The organism is Stenotrophomonas sp. (assembly GCF_059505245.1).
On the sequence record NZ_JCACKF010000037.1, the window covers coordinates 130,690 to 154,955 of the forward strand.

The window sequence follows — 24,266 nt, forward strand, 5'->3', positions numbered from 1 at the left end:
ACGACAGACCTGAAAGTTGCCAGACTGGAGCGCAATCCAGTCGAGAGGTGAATCGATGGCGCTCGCATCGTTGCTGGTCGGCGCGGTACTGGCAGCAGGCACCCAAGGCTCTGCCACAGATTGGCCGAGCACGCTGTTGATGGATCTGGAGGCTGCTGACGCGGCCCTGCGCGACAGCCATCCCGGGGTGGTTGACCCGCACAATCCCGGCTTCGTCGCCCAGATGGACGGCGCCCTGTCACTTGCACGGTCGCGCGCGCGCCAGGTCGACAGTTTCGCCGGCTACTGGTGGGCGATGAAGGGCTATGCGGCCACGTTCAACGATGGCCACGTGAGTCTCAATCCATTGGCGGGCGCCCCCATGCTGCCGGCCCGATGGTCCGGGTTCCTGACGGGCTTCGAAGGTGACGCGCAGGTGGTGATGGTCGTGGATGGACGCCCCGGTCGGCCGCCCATGGGCGCGCGATTGCTGTCCTGTGATGGCGTCGATGCACAGGCACTGGCTGAGTGGCGCGTGGGCGACTTCAACGGGCGCTGGAACCTGCAGGCGAGCCGTATCCACGCGGGCGGCGAGGTGCTGCTTGAACAGGGCAACCCGTTCGTGCCGACGTTGCACAGCTGCGTCTTCTGGGTGGATGGGCGCCAGAGCGCCTACACGCTGCAATGGCTTCCGATTGATACGGCAACACGCGAAGCGCGACTGGCCGATACCCGTCGCAGCTTCCGCCCAGCCAATGGCTGGCACACATTGGCCGGTGGCGGCTACTGGATCACCACCAGCAGCTTCAATGCCGATCCAGCCACGCGCAATGCCCAGCAGCTGACCGAGCTTTTGCAGCAACTCACCCCGGTGGCCGACGCACTGCAGCAGGCACCGCGGGTGGTGCTGGACGTGCGCGGCAATACCGGAGGTGCGTCGCACTGGAGCATCGCGCTGGCCCGTTTGATCTGGGGGCCTGCAGCGGTGGATGCATTGCGTGACGAGAGTTGGGCGGAATGGCGGACGTCGGAGGCCAACATCGCGCAGCTGCGCGGCTTCCTGCAGAAGCTGAAGGCAGCACACGACGCGTCGCCCGAACTGCTGCACATGCTGGAAACGGTCACCGCAGGGATGGCCCGTGCCGGTGCGAACGGTGAGGCGCTGTGGCGCGAACCGGCGGACGCGCCGGTTGGGCCGATGCGTCCGCCCGCTGCAGCCGTTCCGGATCGCAGCGGCAGGGTGGTGATCGTGGCGGACGCCTCCTGCGGCTCAGCCTGCCTGGATGCACTGGATCTATGGAAGCGGCTGGGCGCTCTGCAGGTGGGGGTCGAGACGTCCGCCGACAGTGTCTACATGGATATCAGGCCTCAGCCATTGCCCAGTGGGCTGAGCCGGATTTCGGTACCCATGAAGGTCTACCGCGGTCGCGGGCGCGGTTCGAACGAGCCCTACGTGCCGGATCGCCGCTACGCGGGGGACATGCGGGACACGCAGGCGCTGGAGGCATGGATCCTGGAGGGCAGGGACTGATCGGACCTGATCGGAACCCGCCGCCCGCGCTGCGCTGATGGAGGATCATTCCCCCTGTGGCAACAGCACCCGGATCATCTCGTGCTGCCTGGACAGATTCGCCCGTTGCACGAAACCCTGGACGATCGAGGCTGCTACCTTGCGCTGGTTGTCCATGTCCAGCAACGGTGCGATGGCCTGCCCGGAACCGTCGGGGCTGTCCCGGAACGGGCAACCGACCGGGCCAGCCGTGGTGAATGTCAGGATCGCCTTGGCTAGGCGCGCCGACGGCGAACGCGGCGCATCGAAGATCACCAGCGTTCGCTCGTAACTGATACCCGTCGCACGTACGGTCGAGTGCAGGGAATCCTCGATGGTCATGTGCGCGCCGAGATCCTGGGCAAGCGCATTCAAGCAGTTGGCCGCCGTCGCCCTGCGCAGCGTTGCAGGGTCGGTGCGGATGATCATCGCGCAGTCGACGTCGGAGATCGGCACCTGGGTGACATCCAGGTAGGGGTTCTGCGCCAGCGTCCCGATCAACGCCAGATCGTCGCTGTAGCCACAGGATGCGGCAGATGTCTGCAGGCGTTGCAGCAGCGTTGCGACCCGCTGCGCGACCCACTGCCGCCCCTGCCGCAGGCGATGCGTGTGGGTGGCCGACAGGGCGCCGTGATCGAATCCCGAAGATGACGCCTGCATGCGCATTTTGACCTCACGCATGCAGGCATCGACCTGCTGCATGCAGTCCCTGTCATCGGCGAACACCGGCGCCGCCGAGATGCCATCGATCACCCTGCCGAACGTCGCCAGGTCGCCCTGCTGGTCGCGGTACCAGTCGTGGATGCGCTGCACATTGCGGCGACGCTTCTCCAGCTTGTCCGCACCCGGCCAGCCGGGATAGGCGGCGATCTCGCACAGCATGGTCAGGCCTTCCCACAGGTGGTACTCCATGCTGGGCAGGGGCAGCCGCCAGCGCTCTTCCGCGCCGGCATCCTCGGCAATCACCAGATGGTTGCGGATGATGTCCGACCACACTGTCACGGCCTCCACGGTATCGCGGCGCGGCGTGGTCACATCGATCAGTTCCATCAGGATCGGCCGCGGCGTCACCGGGTCGTCGCCGACAGGCGCCTTCGGATCCTTCACCCATCGCGCGTGCCAGGTGTAGCCCATGCGGTACAGCACGAACGGCTTGATGCCGTCGTTGAGGATGATGCCGGGTGGCGGCGGAGGGGTAGGTGGCGGCTGCACGGGCAGTGGCGGCGGCGGCGGTGGCAGCACGGACGGGCTGGCCAAGGCCGTGGAGGTGCCGATGCCCTTCAGCGGTTCGCTGGTGAACAGATGCAGGCCCGCGCGGTCACGCTGGTAGACCTTCCGGAACGCCTGCGGAGTGTCACAGGTCACCAGACACTGCTGGCCGGGCGGCACATGGATGTCCACCGGTGCAAGATCCACCACTTGGCCGGCCAGCGGATTCTGGTTGGGTGGGAAGACACTGATCTCCAATGCGATGTTGAGGCCGGCGCCGAGCATCACCTCGATCACGATGTCCTCCACGCCGCCGTGCAGGGCGTCCTGGGCCGGGATCGGAATCCAGGGATTGATCACCACCTGCGTATCCCAGTCGGACCGGCCGAAATCGAACAGCGTCGGTGGCGGCTGGGCCGGGCGTTCAAGCAGTGCGTCCAGTGCGTTGCCGCCCTTGACGTAGAAGAACATCAGCGGCTCGTCGGGCTTCAGGCTGTAGTCGCGCCGTACCTTGCTGGACAGGCTGCGCAGCTGGTCCTTGATGTCCGACAGGGCCTTCACCACGACCGAGCGGACGTCGGGATACGCCTGCGCGTTGTTGATCTGCGCGGTGAGCTGCTTGCTGATGTGGCGCCGGGCCTCGCGCTCGGGCGTGCTCTCTTTCATGGAGGGGCCTCGCTGGGGTTGCAGGGGATCACATGGGTTCGCGCTGGAGGCTCAGGCGGGTGACAGCAGAGCGGCGATCTCCCGGTACCAGTCGATCTCCTGGCTACCGGGCCTGGCGCCGGCCAGGGCCTCGTCAACCTCCGGTGTTCCTGCGCCCGGAACCTCCACCCTTGCTCCCAGGATGTTGCGCAGTTCGGTCACCGGCACCCGTCCGATGCTCGCCACCTCCCAGTCGGTCACCAGGCAGGACTGGGGGCGCGCAGGGCTGCTGGCACTGGCCTGGACGTTGTTCTCGGCCTCCTGCGCCATCCGCAGAAGCTCCTCGGCCGTGGTGCGGAAGCGAACCAGGGAGAAGCTGCCTCCCCCATCCGGAAACAGCCGGGCACGCAGATCGCATGCGGCGCGTCCCTGCCCAAGCCAGATGCCGAGCTCCTCCTCGAACTCGCGGCGCGCGGCGCGCTCCTTGCGTTCGTTGTTCAGGCGGCCGCCGCCGGGCAGGGCCCATTGCCCCGCCTGGTTCACCAGCGCCGGGGGCAGGGCATCCGACCACGCTCCGACTTCCGCCACCAGGCGTTGTGCCAGTATCAACGCAGCGGCCCAGTTCGGCGCACCCCGGGTGGGCGGCGGCAACGCGATGGAGAGCTCCCGCAAGGTTGCACGCGCAGCGCTGAACGTGGGAGGGGTTCTTGCGTCCTCGCGGAACAGGCTCTGCAGAGCGGCCAGCGTCTCCATGGCGATGTCATCGGTTTGCGGATGCGTGCGTTCGGCGCTTTCAAGCGCCCGGTCCAGTGCGTCCATGGTGCGGGGCAGCGTGCGTTCGCCGCGGTAGGCGACTGACCCTGCGGCGCGCCAGGCGCCGGAAAGCAGCTTCTTCACCAGATCCCAGTCCTGCTCTGTGCCACCGCCGGACGCGTTGCGGATGGCCAGCACAGCGGCCATCGCCTCGGCAGAAAGCACGACAACGGAATTGCTGCCCCACCAGCTATTGAGCACCCGTTTGCGGACGACCAGATAGTGGGATCCATCCCAGACTGCGACGTAGACCTGGTTCATGGTGCACCCCTCCGTTCAACCTGCGTGGAGGGGGCTGGGCGCATTGCCGCTGTGCCAGCGGTAGTCCGGGAAAGGCATGCCATGTCTCGCTCCTGTGGGCTCGAAAAGTGGGGGCGGCGGCGTTGCCATCGGGGGTGCAGGCCGTGCGTCGCCGCGAATCCACTGTAGGAGCGAGGGGCGAGGGAGGATCGGCGCCAGCCACGATGTATGCGGCGGAACCGACGGAACAGGAGCGCGGGTGCATTGATTTCCCCGCATTGGCGCAGAGCCCGTGGCCGCTCAGGGATCAGCGACTGCCGGCGCCTGCCTCCGGGGCGTGCAGCACGCGCAGCTTCTTCTTGTTGATCTTGCCGACGCTGATCACCTGGCTGTTCCTGAAGCACTACCTGCGTTGAGTGGCAGCCGCTGCAGCGTCAAGCCTGGCGGTCGAGACACCATGCTAGCCTTCCCCTTGGCAGAGGAGTGCCTGACAGGGGGAAGGCATGGACACACGACGCCGCGTTTCCAGCGTATTGACTGCATCCGGCATGCTCGCACTGGCACTGTCCGCCAATGCGCTCGCGCATCCGGGCGGGCTCGACAAGCAGGGGTGCCACACCAACCGGAAAACGGGTGAGTATCACTGCCATCGAGGCGCTCCAACCGCCCCTCGATACGTCGACACTCCGCGCAGCAGTTTCGCCCCCGCGCCCGCGCGCAGTTCCCGGGTGTTTGCCAACTGCGCGGAGGCCCGCGCCGCCGGGGCTGCGCCGGTACGGCGTGGTGATCCGGGCTATGGCCCGCACCTCGATCGCGACAATGATGGCGTGGGCTGCGAACCCTATCGCGGCCGCAGGTAGGGCATGGCCCGCCTGGCTTCAACTCCCGTTTCCCCGCATTCGTCGGCCATCGCCGGGGATCGGTCGCACGATCTCCCCGTATGGCAGGGCCATGCCCTAGGCTGTTGGGATTGAACTGCTGGGATGCAAGCAACCATGAACCGCTGGATTTTCCTGGCATTGGCCACGCTCCCGTTCACTGCCGGTGCCGTGGTCATCCGTGATGATGTGGACGACGCCCGGTATCAGATCGATGCATCGGCCTTCCCCGCGCTGGCCGACATGCCGGGCGAGGGGCACGGCGTCCTGATCGCGCCGCGCTGGGTGCTGACCGCCGCGCATGCCGTGCCGATGGAAGGGAGGGGCGCCACCATCACCATCAATGGGAACGGCTACGGCGTCGAGCGCGTCTTCCTGCACCCCGGCTACCGGAAGATGCCCGAGGCGCTGGGCAAGGAAGCGATGGCAACCGGGAGCGCGTCGAAAATCCACGCGTTCCTGGCAGCATCGGATGACATTGCATTGATCAGACTTGCCGCACCGGTGGGCGATGTGCCGCCGGTCGCACTCTACCGGGGCGCCGACGAGGTCACGCAGGTCGCCGCCCTGATAGGGAGAGGCGCCACCGGCAATGGTGCGACTGGCCTGGTGCCCGGCGGGCCGCATCGTACAACGCTGCGGCGGGCCTGCAACGCGATCACCGGCGGCAACACGCGCTATCTCTGGTACCGGTTTGATCCGCCTCCGCAGGGCCTTCCCCTTGAAGGCGTGCTCGGCAACGGCGACAGCGGCGGCCCGCTGGTGATCGAGAAAGATGGGGCCTGGCAGCTGGTGGGCCTCGGTTCCTGGATCACCGCCGTACCCGAGCATGCGCTGGAAGCGGGTTTCTATGGGCAGGTGGTCTACAACGTGCGCGTGTCCCGCTACATCGACTGGATCGAAAGCATCATCGAGCGTGACGCGTCACTTTAGTTCTTGTTCCCGTAGCCCGACGGTGCGGAGCAGGCGTAGCGGAAGCAAGCGCGCCTTAACGATTCATGGTCTCGAACAAGCGCACGGTTCGGATCTCAGCCGGTGCGACGGGCGCTCGTATCCTTCCCGGCATGAGTCCTCCCTTCGATCTTCCAGAGTTCATGACGGTCACCCGGCCCTCCGGCTGGGTACAGAGCGGCGAGCGCTGGGACCTGTGGTGGAACGGGCGCTCGGTGGCCAACATCGTGCCGCATGCCGAACTTGGCTTCCGGGTCTACCTGGATGCACGCAGGATGTCCCAGACCAAGGTGGTGGCCGCCACGAATGTGCGGCAGGCCAGGCGCTACGCCGAGCGCTGGTGTGCTGCGCGGCTCTGCCCACAGCTGCGGCTGCGCGAGGCAGTGGCACGCCTGGTGGACGTAGCGCCGGAAACAGGCGCTGCGCCGTTGCCCGCGCTTTCGCGGGAACAACGGCAGCAGGCCCGCCGCCTGGCCGAGGCCGGGGCGGGGGAGGTGGTACGGATCAAGCAGGCACTGGCGCCGCGACAGCCCGCGATGAAGACCCGACCGGAAGTGCAGGGGCGGGGTGGAGCCTGGTCGATACCCGGCCAGGCTCCGTCAAACCGACATTCGAACGGCAATTCCTCCCCAGCCAGGGTTATGCCGAGAGTTCTTCGCGCACGATCCTCGCCCCCGCGCTGAGTGCGCGCAGCTTGCCCCTGGCCACGTCGCGCGCCAGTGGCGCCATGCCACAGTTGGTGCTCGGGTAGAGCTTGTCGGCGTCCACGAACTGCAGCGCCCTGCGCAGGGTGTTGGCCACGTCCTCCGGGGTTTCCACCGTGGTGGAGGCCACGTCGATGGCACCGACCATCACCTTCTTGCCGCGCACCAGCTCGATCAGGTCGATCGGCACATGGGAGTTGTGGCATTCCAGCGAGATGATGTCGAGGCTGGAGGTCTGCAGCTTCGGGAACGACTCCTCGTACTGGCGCCATTCCGAACCCAGCGTCTGCTTCCAGTCGGTGTTGGCCTTGATGCCGTAGCCGTAGCAGATGTGCACCGCCGTCTCGCACTTCAGCCCTTCGATCGCACGCTCCAGGGCGGCCACGCCCCAGTCGTTCACCTCGTCGAAGAACACATTGAAGGCCGGCTCATCGAACTGGATGATGTCAACGCCGGCGGCCTCCAGTTCCTTCGCTTCCTCATTGAGGATCTTCGCGAACTCCCAGGCCAGCTTTTCGCGGCTCCTGTAGTGCGCGTCGTACAGCGTGTCGATCATCGTCATCGGGCCCGGCAGCGCCCACTTGATCGGCTGCGTGGTCTGGCGGCGCAGGAACTTCGCATCCTCCACGAACACCGGCTTCGGGCGGCTCACCGCGCCAACCACGGTCGGCACGCTGGCGTCGTAGCGGTTGCGGATGCGCACGGTTTCGCGCTTCTCGAAGTCGACGCCGCTGAGATGCTCGATGAAGGTGGTGACGAAATGCTGCCGGGTCTGCTCGCCGTCGCTGACGATATCAATGCCGGCGTGCTGCTGTTCCTGCAGGGACAGGCGAAGGGCGTCCTGCTTGCCTTCAAGCAGGGCTTCGTCCTGCAGCTTCCAGGGTGACCAGAGTGTTTCGGGCTCTGCCAGCCAGGAGGGTTTGGGCAGGCTGCCTGCGGTGGAGGTGGGGAGCAGCGTCTTCGTCGGCATTGTGTCGTGTGTCCTGGGGCGGTTGGTAAATCGATGGATCAGCGGGCGGCCCACTGCTCAAGCACGGCACGGTACGGCTTGATGAAGTGCTCTTCGGTGAACCTGCCCTGCTTGACCGCCAGCTGGCTGCGCTCTTCGCGGTCGTAGACGATGCGGGTGGAGGAGTAGTCCTGGTGCTTCAGGCTGGGCTGGTAGACCTTGCCGGCCACGGAATTGGCGTTGTAGATCTCCGGGCGGTAGATCTTCTGGAAGGCTTCCATGGTGCTGATGGTGCCGATCAGTTCCAGGTTCGAGTAATCGCCCAGCAGGTCGCCCTGGAAGTAGAACGCCAGCGGCGCGACGCTGCCCGGTGGCATGAAATAGCGCACCTGCAGGCCCATCTTGTCGAAGTACTGGTCGGTGGGGGAGAACTCACCCTGGCGGTATTCCACGCCCAGGATCGGGTGATGGTTCTCGGTGCGGTGGTAGGTCCTGCTGCTGGAAACACTGATGCAGATCACCGGCCCCTTGCTGAAGTTGGCGCGGTAGGCGTCCGAGCGCAGGAAGTGCTGGAACAGCTTGCCGTGCAGGTCGCCAAAGCCCTCCGGAATGCCGAAGGTGTCCTTGCCCTCGTTGCTGGCCGGCAGCACGACGCTGAAGTCGTAGTCGCGCACGTAGGACGAGAAGTTGTTGCCAACGATGCCCTCGCTGCGCACGCCGGTCTGCGTATCGACGATGGTCGGCCGCAGCACTTCGATCAACGGGAACGGATCGCTGCCGTCGGCGCCGTCGATGTGCATCTCCACGGAGATGATGTCCAGCTCGACCGCATAGCGGTCCGCATTCGGGTTGTCCCAATGTGCCAGGTCGTTGAAGCGGTTGTTGATCATGCTGATCGTGTTGCGCAGGTTCTCCCGCCGCGACGCGCCACGGGCCAGGTTGGCGAAGTTGGTGGTGATGCGCGTGCCCTCGGCCGGCTGGTAATCCTCGTTGAAGGGGATGCGCGTGATGCTGAAGGTGAAGGTATCGGTCGTCATGGCGGCGTTCCGGGTTGCGGGGTGACATCCAGATGCAGGTCGGCGGCGTCTGGCATTCAAAGCGTTGCGGTGGCCTCTGCGGTAGCGGGAGGCGCGGCGCGATGGGACAGCGCCAGCAGGGGCATCGCCCGCTGCACGGCCAGTCGCGCACGCTGGATCAGTGCGTCGTTGTTCACGCGGCCCTCGGCGAAATCGCGGTCGGTGGCGTAGACGCCCAGGGGCAGGGTGCGGGCCTGGAAGAAGCTGAAGAGCGGGCGCAGCTGGTGGTCGATCACGAGGGCATGGCGCTCGCTGCCGCCGGTGGCGGCCAGCAGGATCGGGGTGTCGACCAGCGCATCCTGGTCGATGAAGTCGAAGAAGTGCTTGAACAGGCCGGTATAGGAGCCGCGGTAGACCGGCGTGGCCACCACCAGGACGTCGGCCTGTTCAACCGCAACCAGCTGCCGCTCCACGGCCTCGGGCAGCTGCGAGCGCCACAGCGCACCGGCCAGCTGCGGTGCCAGCTCACCGAGTTCGATCAGCTGCTGTTCGCTGTGGATGTCTTCGCCGATCAGGTCCAGCAGATGCTCGGCCAGGGCGGCGGCCCGGGAGGGGCGTTGCAGTCCGCCGGAAACGGCGACGATACGGAGGGAGCGGGTCATCTGTTCGCTATCAGCGGGGGAGGGGAGCGCCTTCGGGCATCTGCAGGTGCGCAGCCCTGCAGGCCGGCTGGGTCAGCAGGCTGGCAGGCAACCGAAGGCATGACCCGATCCTAGCCATGCCCTTCCATGACGTAAAATGGTATTACTTCACCAATCCATGAATGAGATTCATCTTCATGTTGGAACGGATCCACCTCAGCATCGTGCAGCAGGTCGAACAGCAGGGCTCGCTCACCGCGGCCGCCGGCGTGCTCAACCTGACCCAGTCGGCGCTCAGCCACAGCATGAAAAAGCTGGAGCAGCAGCTGGGCACCGATGTCTGGCTGCGCGAGGGCCGCAGCCTGCGCCTGACCCAGGCCGGGCAGTACCTGCTGGCGGTCGCCAACCGGGTACTGCCGCAGCTGGACCTGGCCGAGGAGCGGTTGGGCCAGTTCGCGCAGGGCGAGCGCGGCGCGCTGCGCATCGGCATGGAATGCCATCCGTGCTACCAGTGGCTGCTGAAGATCGTCTCTCCCTACCTGGCGGCGTGGCCGGACGTGGATGTGGACGTCAAGCAGAAGTTCCAGTTCGGTGGCATCGGCGCATTGTTCGGTTACGAGATCGACCTGCTGGTCACGCCCGATCCACTGCTGAAGCCAGGCCTGAAGTTCATCCCCGTGTTCGATTACGAGCAGGTGCTGGTAGTGGCCAGCAACCACGCCCTGGCCAAGGTGGACCACGTAAAGCCGCGCCAGCTCGGCCAGGAAGTGCTGATCAGCTACCCGGTGCCGTTCGAGCGCCTGGACATCTACAACCAGTTCCTGCTGCCGGCCGGCATCACCCCGCGGCGCCACAAGGCCATCGAAACCACCGACATCATGATGCAGATGGTGGCCAGCGGCCGCGGCGTGGCTGCCATGCCGCGCTGGCTGGTGGAGGAGTACGCCACGCGCATGGACGTGGTGCCCGTACGGCTGGGCGCCAAGGGCATCCCCAAGCAGATCTACCTGGGTGCGCGCGTGGCCGATACCGGTATCGACTACCTGCTGGCCTTCATCGAACTGGCCCGCAACAGCTCGCCGCTTGCCGGCAATGCACGCGAGGCGCGCTGATGCCGGCCGGTACCTCAGCGCACGCGGAAGCCTTCATCAACGCCTTTTCACTGGAAGTCAGCGCGAAGGCCATGCCTGCGCTGCGCGCCGAGGCGGATCGGATCCCGCGCGGTACGGTCATCTCCATTCCCTGGCTGGCCAGCGAGGATGACGACGCCCGCCTGGCCGCCGTGCGCACCGTGCGCGCGCTCGGATTCGAGCCGATGCCGCATCTCTCTGCCCGCCGCATCCGGTCAGCCGCATCGCTTGCGCGCTTCCTGGAGCGTGCGGCCGGCGACGCCGGGGTCGCGCGTTGCCTGCTGATCGCGGGCGACCTGGCCACGCCCGCTGGGCCGTTTGCCGACAGTGCTTCGATCATCCAGACCGGTCTTCTGGAGCACTCCGGGATCAAGGTCGTTGGTATCGGCGGACACCCGGAAGGGCATCCGGTAATGAGCAGTGACGAACGCTGGCAGGCGCTTGAGCGTAAATGCCAGAGCATCGAAGCGCGCGGCATGGCCCCCTTGATCGTCACCCAGTTCGCCTTCGATGCCGATGCCGTGCTGGCCTGGCTGGAGGCACTGCGCGCGCGTGGCATCAGCGTCCTGGTGCTGGTCGGCGTGCCGGGCCCGGCCAGCGTCTCTCGCCTGCTGCGCTACGCCGCGATGTGCGGCGTGGGCGCCAGTGCATCGATGCTGGCCCGGTATGGCATCTCGATCGGCCGGCTGCTCGGCACGGCAGGGCCGGAGGTGTTCGTCGATTGCCTGGTGAAGGGGCTGACCCGCGCCCATGGCCAGGTCAGCCCGCATTTCTTCCCGTTCGGCGGTATTGCGCCGTCGCTGGAGTGGGTGGCGCAGTACCGGCGCCACATTTCCATCAGCCAGCGCCGATGATCTGCGTCATGGCACGGATCGCGTTGTCCGGGTGCCGGGTTGATCCAGCGAAGGCGCCGGCCTGGAAAGCCTCCCATTGCAGCCACGCATGCCCAGGTCGAGGCGCTCTGCAATGCCCTGCGGGTTGATATCTCCGGCGCGATTGATCAGCACGACGAGCGTTCTTCGATCGGTGGGACGGTGCCGGAGATACCCGGTAAAGCCTGCGGTCCCGCCGCCATGGCCGACTACCTTTCCGCCATCGGAAACTTCCCAGCCGGCCCCCCAGCCCGCCTTGCTGCCATTGGCGAGGAGTGTGTCGCACCACATCCGCTTCAGGGCCGACTCGGGCAACAGTCGATGCTGGTCCAGCGCCACAGCAAAGCGCGCCATGTCGTCGATGCTGGCGAGCAGGCCGCCAGCGGCCCATGCCGAGCCCGGAGCAGTGGGTGGCGGTGCGCGCCAGTGGCCATGCTGGAACAGATGCCCCTGGGCAACACGGCGCCGATCGTCGGCACGACGCGGTCCCGCATCGCGCATGCCCAGCGGCGACAGTATCTCCTCCTGCAGAACCCGCCAGTAGTCCATGCCGGTTGCATGCTCGATGGCCAGGCCGAGCAGGATGTAGTTCGTATTGGAATAGGCGTGCCGCGCACCGGGCGCAAACGCCAGCGGCCGCTCGGCCACCTCTGCGAGCAATTCACGGGGGGCTGGATTCGTCGGCATCAACCGCAGGAAGTTGTCTTCATTCAGATAGTTGGGAATGCCTGAGGTATGGCTCAGCAGCTGCAGCAGCGAAGTGGATGCCCATACGGAAGGCAACCCTTCCACGTACTCGCCGATGGGCGCGGTGACGTCGAGCAGATGCCGCTGCTGGAGCCGGAATATCAGCAGGGCCGTGAACAGCTTGGTGATCGACCCCAGTTCGAACACGGTATGGCGATCAATCGGTGCAGGCCGGGTGTCATTGAGCCGCCCGGTCGTGGACAGCGCGGCAATGCGCCCGTGATCGACCAGAACGGCCGCCATGCCAGGCTGCCGTTCGGCCTGCAGCAATGCGGTCAGCGAACCGCATCCCGCCAACGTCGCCCGGCTCGCCAGCGCCGATGGTGCTGACAGGCCGCAGCCGGTAGCCAGCAGCGCCGCACACAGGCGGCGTCGAACAGGGTCGTGGTACATGCACGTGGCTCGCAGCGGCGTCGTGGTGATGGTAGCGCGGACCGAGGGCCGGCCCGCTCAGGGTGAACCGGGTGAATCCACCCCGACAGCTGCCGGGGACGCGCAGCATGCCGGCGGGTCATCCGCGATGGCTGACAGCTGTCACTGGCTGCAACCCGGGCGGAAGCGAATAGTGAGCGCCAAGGCGAGGACACCTCGCCACCACTCAGCCACCACTCACCAGGGGGACCGCTCATGAACATGCTCCAGCAACTCGCCTCGCAGACGCCGATCTGGGTCTGGCTGCTCCTGGCCTTCCTGGTCACCCGTGGCATTGCCGCCATGAAGCCGGCCCAGACCTCGCTGCAGAAGCTGGCGATCGTGCCCGGCCTGTTTGCCGTCTGGGGTGCGTGGTCGATCAGCCATCGTTTCGGCGCGTCGCTGATCGCCTGGAGCGAGTGGCTGGCCGGCATCGCCACGGGGGCCGCGCTTGCCTGGCTGCTGTTGAGTCGATTGAAGCTGACGCTGGACCGCAGCACCGGCAAGCTCTGGCGCAGCGCGGACTTCAGCCTGCTGCCGCTGCTGCTGGTCACCTTCCTGGTGAAGTACGGCTTCGAGGTCGCATTTGCGGTGTCGCCGACGCTGACCGCCAGTGCCGGCTTCAGCGCCGCCTACCTGCTGCTGACCGGCGGGTTCACTGGCGTCTTCGTGGGCAAGTACTGTCGCTACCTGGCCTCGCTGCGGATGGACGCGGCGGGGAAGGGACTGGAAACCGCAGGTTGATTGACCTGGTAGTGCCGGTCGCTGGAGGCTCCGCAGGTCATCGGCAATCGAGTTTGGCGTTACCATCGGAGCGGCTGCACCTCCCGTGAGAGCCCGGGATGGATGGAACCATCTGAGCAGGAATCGATAGTGGAAGCGATATATCCGGTCGGCGTTGCAGGGGGAATGCGGATCATCTGGTTTGCCTGGGTATCAGGTGACCATGATCGGGTGATGTCCAGCAATGGAAGGCCTGTATGCGATAGCAGCAAGGAAGGGCTGGAGGGTCAGGTTGCCGCGCGCGGCCGAGTCCTGGACTGGGAAGGAGAGTCCGTCATTGACCTCGACTGGCTGATCTCGTCTGTAGATTCAGGGCGGGAGGTCGACCCCGGGGAGGTCGTGGATGCATGGAATTTCATGACGGACCTCTCCAGGGTGATCGACAACGCCCCCAATCAGCTGTTTCATGCCGAGTTGATGGAGACCTATGACATCTTCTTTTCGCAGTGCGAGGTCGCTCAATCGCTTGGTCTGAGATCGATTTCCATTGCAAGGCGCGATCTGGATCGAGCCCTTGTTGTCCTGCGCGACGGAAGGCGAATGGTGCAGGGCATCCAGTTGAACATTGAAAGTCCTGTGCCGTCGCCAACCGTCGGGCGCACGCATGAGATCCATTGATCTGTGGACAATGAAACGGAACGCCAGGAAGGCTGGGTTGCGGGTGGTTGGCAACTTTCTGATTGTTTCGTACACGCGCGATGTGATCTCCGGGTTTGCCATGGACCCAGCGCCGTCCTCCATCTATGTATGGACCTTCGCACTTCCGGTCTATGACGGCCTGCCACACCTGCATATGTCTCTCGGCCAGAGGGTCGCTTGCCCGGAAGATCCAAAGGACTTTTTCCGCGGCACGCACGAGGCTCACCTCGCAATGCTCGAAGGGGTGAGAACAGCTGCGGACCTTCTGATGTATGTTGAAGAGGCCGGTTTCGAGGGCGACTACTGCCAATGGGTGAAGTACCTGTCCACCATTCGCCTGGGCGATTTCCCGGCCGCAGACGCTGCACTGAAGAATCTGCTCGCACTGCCGGTGTCCAGCGCGATCCGCGGAAGACTGGACAGGATGCTGGAGGCAATCGGGCGAGGTGGCGAATCAGGCGCGCGGCAGCTTCTGCAGGAATGGTCGATGCAGACGGCCCGATTGATGGGTGGCAGCAGCACATTCGCCTGGAGTCAGGACAGCACAAGCGCGTGAACCGTGCGGTTGCTCACGCCTCCCCACGCCACTGGCTCATCAGCATCTGAAGGAATCGCTCTGCGGTGGGCGAGAGCAGGGCACCCCGTCGGCGGACGATGCCGATCGTGCGCGACACCACCGGGTTGCCGATCGCGCGCGTCACCAGGGTGGGGTGATCCCCGTCCGGCGTGGCCATCTTCGGTAGCACCGACACGCCGATGCCGGCCTCGACCATGCCCAGTGACGTCGACAGGTGCGTCACCTCGTAGTGCCAGCTCAACTTGAGGTTCTCGCGCGCCAGCGCGCCGTCCAGCAGCGTGCGGTTACCGCTGGTGCGATGCACGGTGATCAGCTGGTGCTCGGCCAGATCAGCCCATTCCACTTTGCGCTTGCGGGCCAGCGGATGATCGCGCCGGCAGGCGAGGACGAAGGGGTCCTCGGCCAGCACGTCGAAGTCGAGATTCGGATCGTTGGCGCCCATGAAGTTGATGCCGAACTCGACTTCACCACGTTCCACTGCCTGCAGACCCTCCGTGGCCGGGATATCCAGAATGCGGAAGCGCACGTTCGGGTGTGCTTCGTGGAAACGCGCCATCACGCTGGGCAGGAAGTAGAACGCCGCCGTCGGCAGGCACGCGATGGTCACGGTGGCGCCGCGGGTGTCTTCGCGGCCGCGCAGCGAGAACAGCGAGCCATCGAATTCCTCCAGCATGCGGCGCACCAGTGGCAGCAGGTTCTCGCCGACAGCGGTGGTACTGACGCTGCGCGTGGTGCGCTCCAGCAGCGGCGAACCCACGGCCTGCTCCAGCTTCTGTATCCGTCGGCTGAGCGCCGGCTGGGAGACGTGCAGGATTTCAGCGGCGCGATGGAAGCTGCGTGTCTCCGATACCAGCAGGAACGCGCGTAGATCCAGGATTTCGCAATTGATGCTCATTGGGTATCAATCATCCAAAAATCAGCAATTCACAGATCAATTAGGGTCATGCCAGTATCGAATCACAGAGGGGTCATTCATCCCCTATACGCATCAATCTAGCACACGTATGTCCAACGATCTGCTCAGCATTCCCTGCGTGCTCATGCGCGGCGGCACCTCCAAGGGCCCGTTCTTCCTGGCCAGCGACCTGCCGGCGGACACCGCCGAACGGGATCGCCTGCTGCTGGAAGTGATGGGCTCGGGCCATCCGTTGCAGATCGACGGCATCGGCGGTGGCAACGCACTGACCAGCAAGGTGGCGATCATCGACCGCTCGAGCCGGGCGGACGCCGACGTGGACTACCTGTTCGCCCAGGTCCGGGTGGAGCAGCAGGTGGTGGATACCTCGCCCAACTGCGGCAACATGCTGGCGGCCGTGGGCCCGTATGCCATCGAGCGTGGGCTGGTGCAGGCGCAGGATCCGCAGACCGAGGTGCGCATCCACAACGTCAACACCGGCAAGCTGATCATCGCCACGGTGGAAACGCCGGGCGGCAATGTGGCCTACCGCGGTGATACGCGCATTGCCGGCGCGCCGGGCGCAGCCGCGCCGGTCAGGCTCTCCTTCCTTGATGCGGCAGGCGCCCGCACCGGCAAGCTGCTGCCCAGCGGGCATGCGCAGGAAACCATCAATGGCGTGCCGGCCAGCCTGGTGGACTGCGCCATGCCGATGATGCTGGTGCGTGCCGAAGACCTGGGCGTGCGCGGTGATGCCTCGCCCGCCGAACTGAACGCGGACGCGGCGTTCATGCGCCGGCTGGAAGCGCTGCGCATCGAAGCGGGCGCCCGCATGGGCATCGCCGACGCCGGCAACAAGGTCATTCCCAAGCCGGTGCTGCTGTCGGCGCCGCAACAGGGCGGCGATCTGCAGGTGCGCTATTTCATGCCGCACCAATGCCACACCGCACTGGCCATTACCGGTGCGGTCGGCCTGGCCACCGCCGCCGTCACGCCGGGCACGCTGGCCCACACTTTGGTCGGATGCCGGTCCGTTCCCGGCAGCATTACCCTCGAACATCCGAGTGGGGCCCTGGAGGTGGGCCTCAGTCGCAGCTCGGGCGATTCGCCGGTGATTGCCAGCGTGGTCCGCACCGCACGCCGCTTGTTCGAGGGGCGCGTGTACGCGACTTCGCCCGCCACGGCCACTGCCACCCAAGCCCGCCAATGGACGTCAGCGGCATGATCTGAACCCGGACGGGCCTGCATAGACGCGCATGCCCGCCATTACAACGTAGATGCTTCACTCCTGGGAGGGATGATGTACAAGCAGTTCTTCTTGGCCGCGCTGTGCGCGGCCGGTCTGGCCGCGGCCGGATGCAGCAACAGCGGGCGCAGCGAAGGCGCATCCGCCGGCGGTGGCGACAATGCACCGGTACGCATCAGCGTCGGCTCCTACAACCTCAACAACCTGCCGTTCTTCATCGCCGACGCCAAGGGGTACTTCAAGGACGTCGGCCTGCAGGTGAAGACCGAGAACTTCGCCCAGGGCGGCTCCAAGGTATTGCAGGCGCTGGTGGCCAATTCCACCGACGTGGCCGTCGGCTTCTACGACCACACCATCCAGATGCAGGCCAAGGGCAAGGACGTGGTGGCCTTCGTACTGCTCTCGCGCAACTCCGGCCTGGTGATGGCCGGCCGCGAGGATGCCACCTTCGATCCGGCGCGCCCGGAGACCATCAAGGGCCAGAAGGTCGGGATCACCGCGCCGGGCTCCTCGTCCGACTTCTTCGTCCGTCACTTCCTCGCCCAGCACGATATTCCGGCCGACAGCATCTCGTTGATCGGCGTCGGCTCGGGCGCCGCAGCGGTGGCCGCGCTGGAGCAGGGCAAGATCGACCTGCTGGTCAACTATGATCCTGCCGCCACCCTGATCACCGAGCGCAAGGTCGGCAGGATCATCCTCGACGCGCGCAGCGATGACGGCGCCCGCCAGGTCTATGGCGGCCTGTACCCGACCTCGGTGATGTACGCCAACCAGAGCTTCCTGGACACGCGACCCGAAGCGGCCGAGAAGATCGCCCGCGCCGAGCAGATGGCCTTGAAGTTCATCGCCGACAACAGTGCTGAAGACATCGTGGCCGCGCTGCCGGACAGCTACGTCTCCGGTGACCGCGCCACCTATGCCCGCGCGGTGGAGAACGCGCGCGCGATCTTCACCCGGGACGGTCACTTCACGCCTGCCGATCTGGAAACACCGCTGAAGGTGCTGCGTGAGTTCAACACGGATGTCGCCAAGGCCGATATCGATCTGTCCCGGACCTATACCAATGCCTTCGTCGAGCGTGCCAACGCTGCGGCGCCGGCTGCCCAACCGTAAGCGGAGGTAAACCATGGCCCTCAATGCCACCGTGCGCCAGTTCAACGGCGCGCCGCAGCTGGAGCCTGCACAGACCATGGTCGCCATCAACAAGGTGACCATGTCCTTCGGCGAATTCACCGCCGTACGCGATGTCGACATCCAGGTGGGTGACGGCGAGTTCCTTGCCATCGTCGGACCCACCGGCTGCGGCAAGAGCACCATCCTCAATTCCGTGGCGGGCCTGCTGAAGCCGTCGTCGGGCCAGGTCAGCATCGATGGCCGTGCCGTCAGCGGCGTGCAGCAGTCGGTCGGCTACCTGTTCCAGCAGGACGCGCTGCTGCCGTGGAAGACCGCGTACCAGAATGTTGAACTCGGCCTGCGCTTCCGCGGTGTGCCCGAGGCCGAACGCAAGGCCAAGGCCAACGCGTGGCTGGCCAAGGTCGGCCTGGCCGGCTTCGAGCATCGCTACCCGCACCAGCTGTCCGGTGGCCAGCGCAAGCGCGTGCAGATGGCCCAGGCGTTGATCGTCGAGCCGAAGGTGATCCTGATGGATGAGCCGTTCTCGGCGCTGGACATCCATACCCGCCACCTCATGCAGAACGAGCTGCTGCGGTTGTGGCAGGAAGACCGGCGCTCGGTGATCCTGATCACCCACGATCTGGAAGAAGCGATCGCCCTGGGCGACCGCGTGGTGGTGCTGTCCTCCGGCCCGGCCAGCCGCGTGGTGCGCAGTTTCGATGTGGATCTGGAACGGCCGAGGAACGTGGCCGAAATCAAGCTGGATGACCGTTTCACCGACCTGTACCGCGACATCTGGGCCTGCCTGCGCGGCGAAGTGGAGAAGAGCTATGCACGCCAAGACTGACAAGTTCATCCAGCTCGCGCTGGTGGTCGCCGTGTTCGGTGGCTGGGAAGGCGGCATCGCGCTGGGCGTGATCGATCCGTTCTTCTTCCCCTCGCCAACGGCGATCGTGCAGCAGGCCTGGACCTGGCTGTCCGATACGTCGTTCTATCAGCATGTCTACATCACGCTGACCGAAACCGCGCTGGGCTACATCATCGGCACCGGCCTGGGTGTGGCCGGCGGCGTCTGGCTCGGCCTGAGCCGCCGCTCGGCACGCATCCTCGATCCCTTCATCAAGGGCTTCAACGCGATTCCGCGCGTGGTGCTGGCGCCGATTTTCGTGCTGTGGCTGGGCCTGGGGCTGTGGTCGAAGGTGGCGCTGGCGGTCACGCTGGTGTTCTTCACCACGTTCTTCAATGCCATGCAGGGCGTGCGCGAGGTGAATCCGGTGGTGCTGGCCAATGCCCGCATCCTGGGGGCGAGCCGCAGTGACCTGCTGCGCCATGTCTACTTCCCCGCAGCGGCGAGCTGGATCCTGTCTTCGCTGCGTACTTCGGTCGGTTTTGCCGTGGTCGGTGCGATCATCGGCGAATACCTCGGCGCCTCGGCGGGCCTGGGCTACCTGATCGCGCAGGCAGAAGGCAACTTCAACGCTGTGGGTGTGTTCGCCGGCATCATCATCCTGGCCGCCTTCGTGCTGGTCATCGACGCGCTGCTGGACGTGGTCGAGAACAAGCTGATCACCTGGCGTCCCAACGCCCAGGCACAGGCCACCAGCTGACCCGGACGGGCTGAGCCCGCCTGCCGCGCCGCCGGGCCGATCCGGCGGCGCGCGCTTCCTTCCCCGATCTTCCCCCGCACCACCGCAACGGGCCAGCGCCAGGCCAGGGGGCCGGCTGGCCGGAGAGAGCCCATGAACCATTCCAACGTGCTGCCGCGGGCAGCGCTGTCGGTCGCGCTCGGCCTGCTGTTGGCCAGTGGCCATGCCGACGCACAGTCCACGTCGTCGCTGCCCGCGCCGCTGAGCCAGGCCGAGCTGTCACGCCTGGTGCAGCAGCAGGCACTGCAGATCCAGCAACTGGAAGCACGCCTCCGCGCCGTCGAGGGCGGGCAGGGCAGTGAGGGGGCACCGTCAACGCCGCCCGCGCCTGCGCTGGAAACGCGGGTGGCCGCACTGGAAACCAGCCAGTCCAGGCTGCCGAAGGTCTCCTGGGCCAAGGGTGCACCGGAGTTCAGCAGTGCCGACGGCACGACGGTGTTCCGCCCCCGTGGCCGCCTGTTCGTCGATGCCTCCAGCACCGACGGTTCGGCGGTCGCCAGCCGCAACGTTTCGGGTACCGAGGTCCGTTCGGTGCGCCTGGGGGCCGAGGGGCGCTACGGCACCCTGGGCTGGGTCGTGGAGGGCGACTTCGCCGACAACGCGGTGGCGTGGAAGTCGGTCTACGCCACGCTGGACCACACGCTGTTCGGCCTGCCGGCCGATCTCACGATCGGCAACCGCTTGAACGATCGCGGTATCGATGGCTCAAGCAGCACCTCCAACACGCCGTTCCAGGAACGCAACGTGGTCGGCACGCTGCTGCTGCCGCAGCGCGGCCTGTTTGGTGTCGGGCTCACCGAGCGGGTGTATGGAAGGGGCTGGCATGCCAGCCTGTCGGTGGCCGGCAACGACCTCAACAACGCCGGCACCGACAACGACAACCAGACCTGGGCCACCCGCGTCCACTGGAATCCGCTGGACACCGCCGACGCCACGGTGCATCTGGGCGCATGGGCCTTCCACGAGAAGATTCCCGCCGGGGCCAGCGGCGTGGTGCGCAGTTCGGCCATCGCGGGGCATTTCAACGATCTGGTCAGGATCACACCGGGCACGCTGGTGGGCGCCGAGCGCAGCACCGCCTACGGCGCGGAACTGGCCGGCTTCTTCGGCCCGGCGTGGGCAACCGGCGAGTGGGGTACGCGAAGCCTGCGCGGGGCCGATGCCAGCGGGCGCTATGATCGCGACCACGAAGCGTGGGCGATCTCGGCCGGCTGGTTCCTGGCGGGCGCGCTGCCGTCCTACTCGGGCAAGGCCGGCACGTGGGGCAAGGTGAAGGTGGCCGATCCGGTGACGCGCGGCGGCAGCGGTGCGTGGGAGCTGAAGGGCCGCTATGAGGACGTGGACTATGCCGAACTGCCCAGTGGTGGTACCGGTCACGCGTGGACACTGGGCGCGAACTGGTACCTCAACGATTTCAGCCGGGTGATGTTCGAAGCCGTGCGTTGGCAGACCCGCCACCACAGCGGCAGTGCTGCGGGCAGGGATGAAGGCACCACCTTCAATACCCGTCTGCAGCTGGCCTTCTAGGGCCGGGCTGCCGCCTGCATTCTGGTCACAGCAGCAACAACGCAGCGATGAGTGCAGGCGGCATCACCAGCGCGCCGACGCGCAGGAAGTCGAGCGCGCTGACATGCTCGCCCTCGCGACGCAGCGCCACCAGCCACAGCATCGTGGCCAGCGAGCCGGTCACCGACAGGTTCGGGCCCAGGTCCACGCCGACCAGCAGTGCGGCACGGGTCTGTGCGGGCAGTTCAGCCATCTGGCCCAGCGAACCGGCGGCCAGGCCGACCGGCAGATTGTTGGCTACGTTGCTCAGCAGTGCAGCGGCGGCACCGGCCAGCCAGCTGGCCTGGTGGGGAGAAGCCTGCGCCATGGCCTGCAGCGCGCTTGCCGCAGTCTGGATGACGCCGGTCTGCGCCACCGCCTCCACCAGCACGAACAGACCGGCCACCAGCGGCAGCACGCCCCAGGAGACATGCCGCAGCAGCGGCAGCGGGCTATGGCGCTGGCGTATCACCACGACCGCCACGCTCAGCGCGCCGGCGCAGAACGTGGCCAGGCCCAGCGGTCCGTTCAGCGCGGACGTCACCAGCAGTACGCTGCCGGTGAACAGCACGCCCAACGCACTCAGTCGGCCACCCTCGGTCAGCGGGCGATGTTCCGGTGCGGCGACCAGCGGCTGCGCGATTTCGCGCCGGTGTACCCAGCGCAGCACCAGGTAGGTGGCACCGATCGCCGCCGCCGACGGCAGCGCGAACTGCGCCAGCCACTGCAGCAGTGGCGGCATGTGCTGGCCGTACACCACCAGGTTGGCCGGGTTGGAGATGGGCAGCACGAAGCTGGCCGCATTGGCAATGAAGGCGCAGACGAACAGGTAGGGCAGGGGATTGGCGCGCGCCGCCTTGCAGGCCGCGTAGACCGCCGGTGTCAGCACCACGGCCGTTGCATCGTTGGACAGGAACACCGTCACCAGCGTGCCGACCAGGAACACCAGGTCGAACAGGCGTCGCCCCGATCCGCCCGCATGCCGCACCGCGTACAACGCCAGCCAATCGAACAGGCCTTCGCGCCGCGCCAGTTCGGCCAGCACCATCATGCCGACCAGGAACAGGTAGACGTCGCGGCCTTCGGCTACCGCGCCCCATGCGGTCTGCAGCGATACCGCGCCCAGCAGCGGCAACAGGGCGGCAGCACCCAGCGCCCACACATACTCGGGGATGCGGAAGGGACGGAACAGCAGGCCGATGGTGGCAACGGCGACCGCTGCCCAGATCACGAGGGGGGAATGGGGGGCGAGCATGGAGTGGGGGCTTCAGCGGCACCGGCAGCGACCCCGGCGCAGGTGCTCCTGGCGCACGCGATCAGCGGATGGGCGGCCGCTGCAATCATCGCAGGTTCCGGGATCGCCGCATCATACCGTGCGCACTGGCATGGCGACTGCTGGGGGGCCGGGCGCGTTGGTGACGAACCCGGTGTCCGGTGCGGATAGGCAATCAAGCGCGGCATGACTTCAGGCACTGCGGTGTGACTACATGTGTAGTCACACTGCACGCACACTCACTGGAAGAGAACGCAATGCCAACGTCCTGCTGGTTGTCCTGCGCCCTGGCCCTCGTGATCGGCATCGCGGGGCCCACCCATGCGACGCCGCGTGCCGACGCCCTCGCCACGATCGAGCGCAACGCGCGTGCTTCGCATTCCGATGCGGTGCTCGTGATGCATGACCGGGACACGCTGCTTGAGCTGAAGCCCGCCCCAGCGCAGGAATCCGTGCACCTGATGTCGGCAACCAAGTCCGTCGTCGCGCTGGGCATTGCGTTGCTGCTGGACGAAGGCAAGCTGGCTTCGATCGACGTACCGGTCAGCCAGATCTATCCGGAATGGAAACAGGGCAGGAAGAGCCGCATCACCGTGCGCATGCTGCTGGACCACACCTCCGGCCTGCAGAACGTGGCCAACGCGGGCGCCGAACTGGAAGGGGCCCCGGACCTGGTCAAACTGGCACTGGCAGCCGAGCTGAGTGACGACCCGGGCGCCGTGTTTTCCTACAACAACAAGGCCACCAGCCTGCTGCCCGGCATTGTCGAGCGCCTGGCGGGCGAGCCGCTGGATGCCTACCTGGATGCGCGCCTGTTCAAGCCGCTGGGCATTGCCCACCACACCTGGATGAAGGATGAGGCAGGCACTCCGCTGGGAATGGCGGGCCTGTCCCTGCGTGCCGCCGATCTTGCCGCCATCGGGCAACTGTTGCTGGATGGAGGCGTGGCGCCGGATGGCAAACGACTGTTGAGTGAACGGTCAGTGGCATTGATCACTGCTGAAAGTGCCCGTTCGCCTGACGTGGGCCTGTTGTGGTGGCGGATACCAGCGTGGGAACGCTATCAGCTCAAACCCCGGCTGGATGACCTGCTGGCCGGGCACGGCGTTGACGATGACGTGCGCCGCGCCGTGCAGGCCAGCGCGGGGCGCACATTCGACAGCCGGGGGCAGTTGATCGCATTCCTCACCGAACGGTTGGGCGCAGACGGGCCGCAGCGTTACGCCAGCCAGATCACCGCGCGCGGCCTGAAGCTCGCCGATCTCTACGACATCACACGGGGACCGGTCGTCGGCTTTGCCGCCAACGGCTACCTGGGCCAATACCTGATGATCGTTCCGGAACAACGCGTCGTCGCAGTGCGCCTGATCCATCGGCGCGAGAGCCACCGCGCCCCACAGGACGACTACGCGTCCTTCTTCGCCGATGTCCTGCAATTGGCGCGGGCACTGCAGTAGGTGCTGCCATCATCATGTCCACGCGCTCTGAACAACTTCCTGGAGCCTTCTTCACTGTCGTGCCGCCTAAGGTGGGATGACCCCTTGGCCGCCGGGATACTGAAGCATGTTTGATTACCAGGACTGGACCTTCCACGCCAATGGGCGCACGGTGGTGGCGCGCGTGGCGCTGGACGGCGACGGGGGCGGCACCATCAACCGATACCAGCTGATGCCCGGGCCGGCGCAGTCGGGGCTGTGCATCAAGGTCGCCTCCCAGGACGAGGCCGCGCAGAAACTGGAGGTCGAAGTGATGAAGCTGCTGGGACCAGAGTGGTAGCCCCTGCGTAGCACCACGGTGAGCGGCTCATCTGCTCCG

Annotated in this window: 24 protein-coding genes; 16 read left to right on the forward strand and 8 right to left on the reverse strand. The window is 66.2% G+C overall.

The annotated features are described in order from the left end of the window. The first annotated feature begins 55 nt into the window (after nt 1-55). Complete coding sequence (locus tag AC5JLE_RS14010; RefSeq protein WP_197561848.1) at nt 56-1,510, forward strand: S41 family peptidase; 1,455 nt, start codon at nt 56-58, stop codon at nt 1,508-1,510. A gap of 45 nt (nt 1,511-1,555) precedes the next feature. Here the strand turns inward: AC5JLE_RS14010 and AC5JLE_RS14015 are convergent, their stop codons facing one another. Together AC5JLE_RS14015 and AC5JLE_RS14020 are read right to left on the reverse strand one after the other, a co-directional pair. Then, complete coding sequence (locus AC5JLE_RS14015) at nt 1,556-3,403, reverse strand: hypothetical protein (protein WP_241883900.1); 1,848 nt, start codon at nt 3,401-3,403, stop codon at nt 1,556-1,558. A 51-nt stretch (nt 3,404-3,454) separates the two neighbouring features. After that, the gene (locus tag AC5JLE_RS14020; RefSeq protein ID WP_241883899.1) at nt 3,455-4,456 is read right to left on the reverse strand and encodes an NUDIX domain-containing protein; all 1,002 of its coding nucleotides are present in this window, start codon (nt 4,454-4,456) and stop codon (nt 3,455-3,457) included. Between the two features lie 527 nt (nt 4,457-4,983). On the opposite strand from AC5JLE_RS14020, the gene AC5JLE_RS14025 reads away from it, so the two are divergent. The 3 genes from AC5JLE_RS14025 (at nt 4,984) to AC5JLE_RS14035 (ending at nt 6,947) form a co-directional block, all read left to right on the forward strand. Further along, nucleotides 4,984-5,295: an excalibur calcium-binding domain-containing protein gene (locus AC5JLE_RS14025; RefSeq protein ID WP_005416627.1), complete on the forward strand. Its 312-nt coding sequence runs from the start codon at nt 4,984-4,986 to the stop codon at nt 5,293-5,295. Nucleotides 5,296-5,430: 135 nt separating this feature from the next. Then, nucleotides 5,431-6,246, forward strand: a complete 816-nt coding sequence (locus tag AC5JLE_RS14030; RefSeq protein ID WP_241883898.1) for a trypsin-like serine protease — start codon at nt 5,431-5,433, stop codon at nt 6,244-6,246. A 65-nt stretch (nt 6,247-6,311) separates the two neighbouring features. Further along, nucleotides 6,312-6,947, forward strand: coding sequence for a hypothetical protein (locus tag AC5JLE_RS14035; protein ID WP_241883897.1), 636 nt, complete (start codon nt 6,312-6,314; stop codon nt 6,945-6,947). Here the strand turns inward: AC5JLE_RS14035 and AC5JLE_RS14040 are convergent. The 3 genes from AC5JLE_RS14040 to msuE are packed head-to-tail and all read right to left on the reverse strand — an operon-like array spanning nt 6,904 to nt 9,595. Continuing rightward, nucleotides 6,904-7,938 carry a methionine synthase gene (locus AC5JLE_RS14040; protein ID WP_014647229.1) on the reverse strand — a complete coding sequence of 345 codons (1,035 nt, stop codon included), beginning with the start codon at nt 7,936-7,938 and terminating at the stop codon, nt 6,904-6,906. The two genes, AC5JLE_RS14035 and AC5JLE_RS14040, sit on opposite strands and share 44 nt — an antisense overlap. Nucleotides 7,939-7,976: 38 nt before the next feature. Next, complete coding sequence (locus tag AC5JLE_RS14045; protein WP_049406286.1) at nt 7,977-8,954, reverse strand: DUF1852 domain-containing protein; 978 nt, start codon at nt 8,952-8,954, stop codon at nt 7,977-7,979. A 56-nt stretch (nt 8,955-9,010) separates the two neighbouring features. Further along, entirely contained in the window at nt 9,011-9,595 is a 585-nt protein-coding gene (gene msuE, locus AC5JLE_RS14050) for an FMN reductase (RefSeq protein ID WP_241883896.1), read from the reverse strand. A 176-nt stretch (nt 9,596-9,771) separates the two neighbouring features. Here msuE and AC5JLE_RS14055 point away from each other — a divergent pair, with 176 nt between their 5' ends. Further along, on the forward strand, nt 9,772-10,686 hold the full coding sequence (locus tag AC5JLE_RS14055; RefSeq protein WP_241883895.1) for a LysR family transcriptional regulator: 915 nt from the start codon (nt 9,772-9,774) through the stop codon (nt 10,684-10,686). Further along, nucleotides 10,686-11,558 (forward strand): methylenetetrahydrofolate reductase, encoded by an 873-nt coding sequence (locus tag AC5JLE_RS14060; protein WP_241883894.1) that lies wholly within the window; start codon nt 10,686-10,688, stop codon nt 11,556-11,558. The genes AC5JLE_RS14055 and AC5JLE_RS14060 overlap by 1 nt, the downstream gene beginning before the upstream one ends. Before the next feature lie 6 nt (nt 11,559-11,564). Here the strand turns inward: AC5JLE_RS14060 and AC5JLE_RS14065 are convergent, their stop codons facing one another. After that, nucleotides 11,565-12,716, reverse strand: a complete 1,152-nt coding sequence (locus AC5JLE_RS14065; protein WP_241883893.1) for a serine hydrolase domain-containing protein — start codon at nt 12,714-12,716, stop codon at nt 11,565-11,567. 234 nt (nt 12,717-12,950) lie between these two features. On the opposite strand from AC5JLE_RS14065, the gene AC5JLE_RS14070 reads away from it, so the two are divergent. From AC5JLE_RS14070 to AC5JLE_RS14080, 3 genes are all read left to right on the forward strand, one after another. Continuing rightward, nucleotides 12,951-13,478: a DUF6622 family protein gene (locus tag AC5JLE_RS14070; protein WP_075076936.1), complete on the forward strand. Its 528-nt coding sequence runs from the start codon at nt 12,951-12,953 to the stop codon at nt 13,476-13,478. 129 nt (nt 13,479-13,607) lie between these two features. Beyond that, nucleotides 13,608-14,135: a hypothetical protein gene (locus tag AC5JLE_RS14075; RefSeq protein ID WP_181452947.1), complete on the forward strand. Its 528-nt coding sequence runs from the start codon at nt 13,608-13,610 to the stop codon at nt 14,133-14,135. Between the two features lie 10 nt (nt 14,136-14,145). Beyond that, complete coding sequence (locus AC5JLE_RS14080; RefSeq protein WP_032958916.1) at nt 14,146-14,712, forward strand: hypothetical protein; 567 nt, start codon at nt 14,146-14,148, stop codon at nt 14,710-14,712. A gap of 13 nt (nt 14,713-14,725) precedes the next feature. On the opposite strand, the gene AC5JLE_RS14085 is transcribed toward AC5JLE_RS14080, so the two are convergent. Then, nucleotides 14,726-15,628, reverse strand: a complete 903-nt coding sequence (locus tag AC5JLE_RS14085; RefSeq protein ID WP_010485668.1) for a LysR family transcriptional regulator — start codon at nt 15,626-15,628, stop codon at nt 14,726-14,728. Between the two features lie 109 nt (nt 15,629-15,737). Here AC5JLE_RS14085 and AC5JLE_RS14090 point away from each other — a divergent pair, with 109 nt between their 5' ends. The 5 genes from AC5JLE_RS14090 (at nt 15,738) to AC5JLE_RS14110 (ending at nt 21,160) form a co-directional block, all read left to right on the forward strand. Beyond that, entirely contained in the window at nt 15,738-16,853 is a 1,116-nt protein-coding gene (locus AC5JLE_RS14090) for a 4-oxalomesaconate tautomerase (protein ID WP_241884046.1), read from the forward strand. Nucleotides 16,854-16,928: 75 nt separating this feature from the next. Beyond that, nucleotides 16,929-17,987, forward strand: a complete 1,059-nt coding sequence (locus AC5JLE_RS14095) for an ABC transporter substrate-binding protein (protein ID WP_041864185.1) — start codon at nt 16,929-16,931, stop codon at nt 17,985-17,987. 13 nt (nt 17,988-18,000) lie between these two features. After that, nucleotides 18,001-18,834, forward strand: a complete 834-nt coding sequence (locus tag AC5JLE_RS14100; RefSeq protein ID WP_496065392.1) for an ABC transporter ATP-binding protein — start codon at nt 18,001-18,003, stop codon at nt 18,832-18,834. Then, complete coding sequence (locus AC5JLE_RS14105; RefSeq protein ID WP_005409726.1) at nt 18,818-19,594, forward strand: ABC transporter permease; 777 nt, start codon at nt 18,818-18,820, stop codon at nt 19,592-19,594. The genes AC5JLE_RS14100 and AC5JLE_RS14105 overlap by 17 nt, the downstream gene beginning before the upstream one ends. Nucleotides 19,595-19,726: 132 nt before the next feature. Then, nucleotides 19,727-21,160 carry an OprO/OprP family phosphate-selective porin gene (locus tag AC5JLE_RS14110; protein ID WP_496065393.1) on the forward strand — a complete coding sequence of 478 codons (1,434 nt, stop codon included), beginning with the start codon at nt 19,727-19,729 and terminating at the stop codon, nt 21,158-21,160. 25 nt (nt 21,161-21,185) lie between these two features. On the opposite strand, the gene AC5JLE_RS14115 is transcribed toward AC5JLE_RS14110, so the two are convergent. Continuing rightward, nucleotides 21,186-22,433 (reverse strand): arsenic transporter, encoded by a 1,248-nt coding sequence (locus AC5JLE_RS14115; RefSeq protein WP_496065394.1) that lies wholly within the window; start codon nt 22,431-22,433, stop codon nt 21,186-21,188. A 275-nt stretch (nt 22,434-22,708) separates the two neighbouring features. On the opposite strand from AC5JLE_RS14115, the gene AC5JLE_RS14120 reads away from it, so the two are divergent. Together AC5JLE_RS14120 and AC5JLE_RS14125 are read left to right on the forward strand one after the other, a co-directional pair. Then, entirely contained in the window at nt 22,709-23,908 is a 1,200-nt protein-coding gene (locus AC5JLE_RS14120; RefSeq protein WP_496065395.1) for a serine hydrolase domain-containing protein, read from the forward strand. 106 nt (nt 23,909-24,014) lie between these two features. Next, on the forward strand, nt 24,015-24,227 hold the full coding sequence (locus AC5JLE_RS14125; RefSeq protein WP_032957243.1) for a hypothetical protein: 213 nt from the start codon (nt 24,015-24,017) through the stop codon (nt 24,225-24,227). Nucleotides 24,228-24,266: the final 39 nt, after the last annotated feature.

What these genes read in the sequence shown, in the direction of transcription:
- AC5JLE_RS14010 (WP_197561848.1), top strand. Translation starts at nt 56, where the DNA reads ATGGCGCTCGCATCGTTGCTGGTCGGCGCGGTACTGGCAGCAGGCACC.
- AC5JLE_RS14015 (WP_241883900.1), bottom strand. Translation starts at nt 3,403, where the DNA reads ATGAAAGAGAGCACGCCCGAGCGCGAGGCCCGGCGCCACATCAGCAAG.
- AC5JLE_RS14020 (WP_241883899.1), bottom strand. Translation starts at nt 4,456, where the DNA reads ATGAACCAGGTCTACGTCGCAGTCTGGGATGGATCCCACTATCTGGTC.
- AC5JLE_RS14025 (WP_005416627.1), top strand. Translation starts at nt 4,984, where the DNA reads ATGCTCGCACTGGCACTGTCCGCCAATGCGCTCGCGCATCCGGGCGGG.
- AC5JLE_RS14030 (WP_241883898.1), top strand. Translation starts at nt 5,431, where the DNA reads ATGAACCGCTGGATTTTCCTGGCATTGGCCACGCTCCCGTTCACTGCC.
- AC5JLE_RS14035 (WP_241883897.1), top strand. Translation starts at nt 6,312, where the DNA reads ATGGTCTCGAACAAGCGCACGGTTCGGATCTCAGCCGGTGCGACGGGC.
- AC5JLE_RS14040 (WP_014647229.1), bottom strand. Translation starts at nt 7,938, where the DNA reads ATGCCGACGAAGACGCTGCTCCCCACCTCCACCGCAGGCAGCCTGCCC.
- AC5JLE_RS14045 (WP_049406286.1), bottom strand. Translation starts at nt 8,954, where the DNA reads ATGACGACCGATACCTTCACCTTCAGCATCACGCGCATCCCCTTCAAC.
- msuE (WP_241883896.1), bottom strand. Translation starts at nt 9,595, where the DNA reads ATGACCCGCTCCCTCCGTATCGTCGCCGTTTCCGGCGGACTGCAACGC.
- AC5JLE_RS14055 (WP_241883895.1), top strand. Translation starts at nt 9,772, where the DNA reads ATGTTGGAACGGATCCACCTCAGCATCGTGCAGCAGGTCGAACAGCAG.
- AC5JLE_RS14060 (WP_241883894.1), top strand. Translation starts at nt 10,686, where the DNA reads ATGCCGGCCGGTACCTCAGCGCACGCGGAAGCCTTCATCAACGCCTTT.
- AC5JLE_RS14065 (WP_241883893.1), bottom strand. Translation starts at nt 12,716, where the DNA reads ATGTACCACGACCCTGTTCGACGCCGCCTGTGTGCGGCGCTGCTGGCT.
- AC5JLE_RS14070 (WP_075076936.1), top strand. Translation starts at nt 12,951, where the DNA reads ATGAACATGCTCCAGCAACTCGCCTCGCAGACGCCGATCTGGGTCTGG.
- AC5JLE_RS14080 (WP_032958916.1), top strand. Translation starts at nt 14,146, where the DNA reads ATGAAACGGAACGCCAGGAAGGCTGGGTTGCGGGTGGTTGGCAACTTT.
- AC5JLE_RS14085 (WP_010485668.1), bottom strand. Translation starts at nt 15,628, where the DNA reads ATGAGCATCAATTGCGAAATCCTGGATCTACGCGCGTTCCTGCTGGTA.
- AC5JLE_RS14090 (WP_241884046.1), top strand. Translation starts at nt 15,738, where the DNA reads ATGTCCAACGATCTGCTCAGCATTCCCTGCGTGCTCATGCGCGGCGGC.
- AC5JLE_RS14095 (WP_041864185.1), top strand. Translation starts at nt 16,929, where the DNA reads ATGTACAAGCAGTTCTTCTTGGCCGCGCTGTGCGCGGCCGGTCTGGCC.
- AC5JLE_RS14100 (WP_496065392.1), top strand. Translation starts at nt 18,001, where the DNA reads ATGGCCCTCAATGCCACCGTGCGCCAGTTCAACGGCGCGCCGCAGCTG.
- AC5JLE_RS14105 (WP_005409726.1), top strand. Translation starts at nt 18,818, where the DNA reads ATGCACGCCAAGACTGACAAGTTCATCCAGCTCGCGCTGGTGGTCGCC.
- AC5JLE_RS14110 (WP_496065393.1), top strand. Translation starts at nt 19,727, where the DNA reads ATGAACCATTCCAACGTGCTGCCGCGGGCAGCGCTGTCGGTCGCGCTC.
- AC5JLE_RS14115 (WP_496065394.1), bottom strand. Translation starts at nt 22,433, where the DNA reads ATGCTCGCCCCCCATTCCCCCCTCGTGATCTGGGCAGCGGTCGCCGTT.
- AC5JLE_RS14120 (WP_496065395.1), top strand. Translation starts at nt 22,709, where the DNA reads ATGCCAACGTCCTGCTGGTTGTCCTGCGCCCTGGCCCTCGTGATCGGC.
- AC5JLE_RS14125 (WP_032957243.1), top strand. Translation starts at nt 24,015, where the DNA reads ATGTTTGATTACCAGGACTGGACCTTCCACGCCAATGGGCGCACGGTG.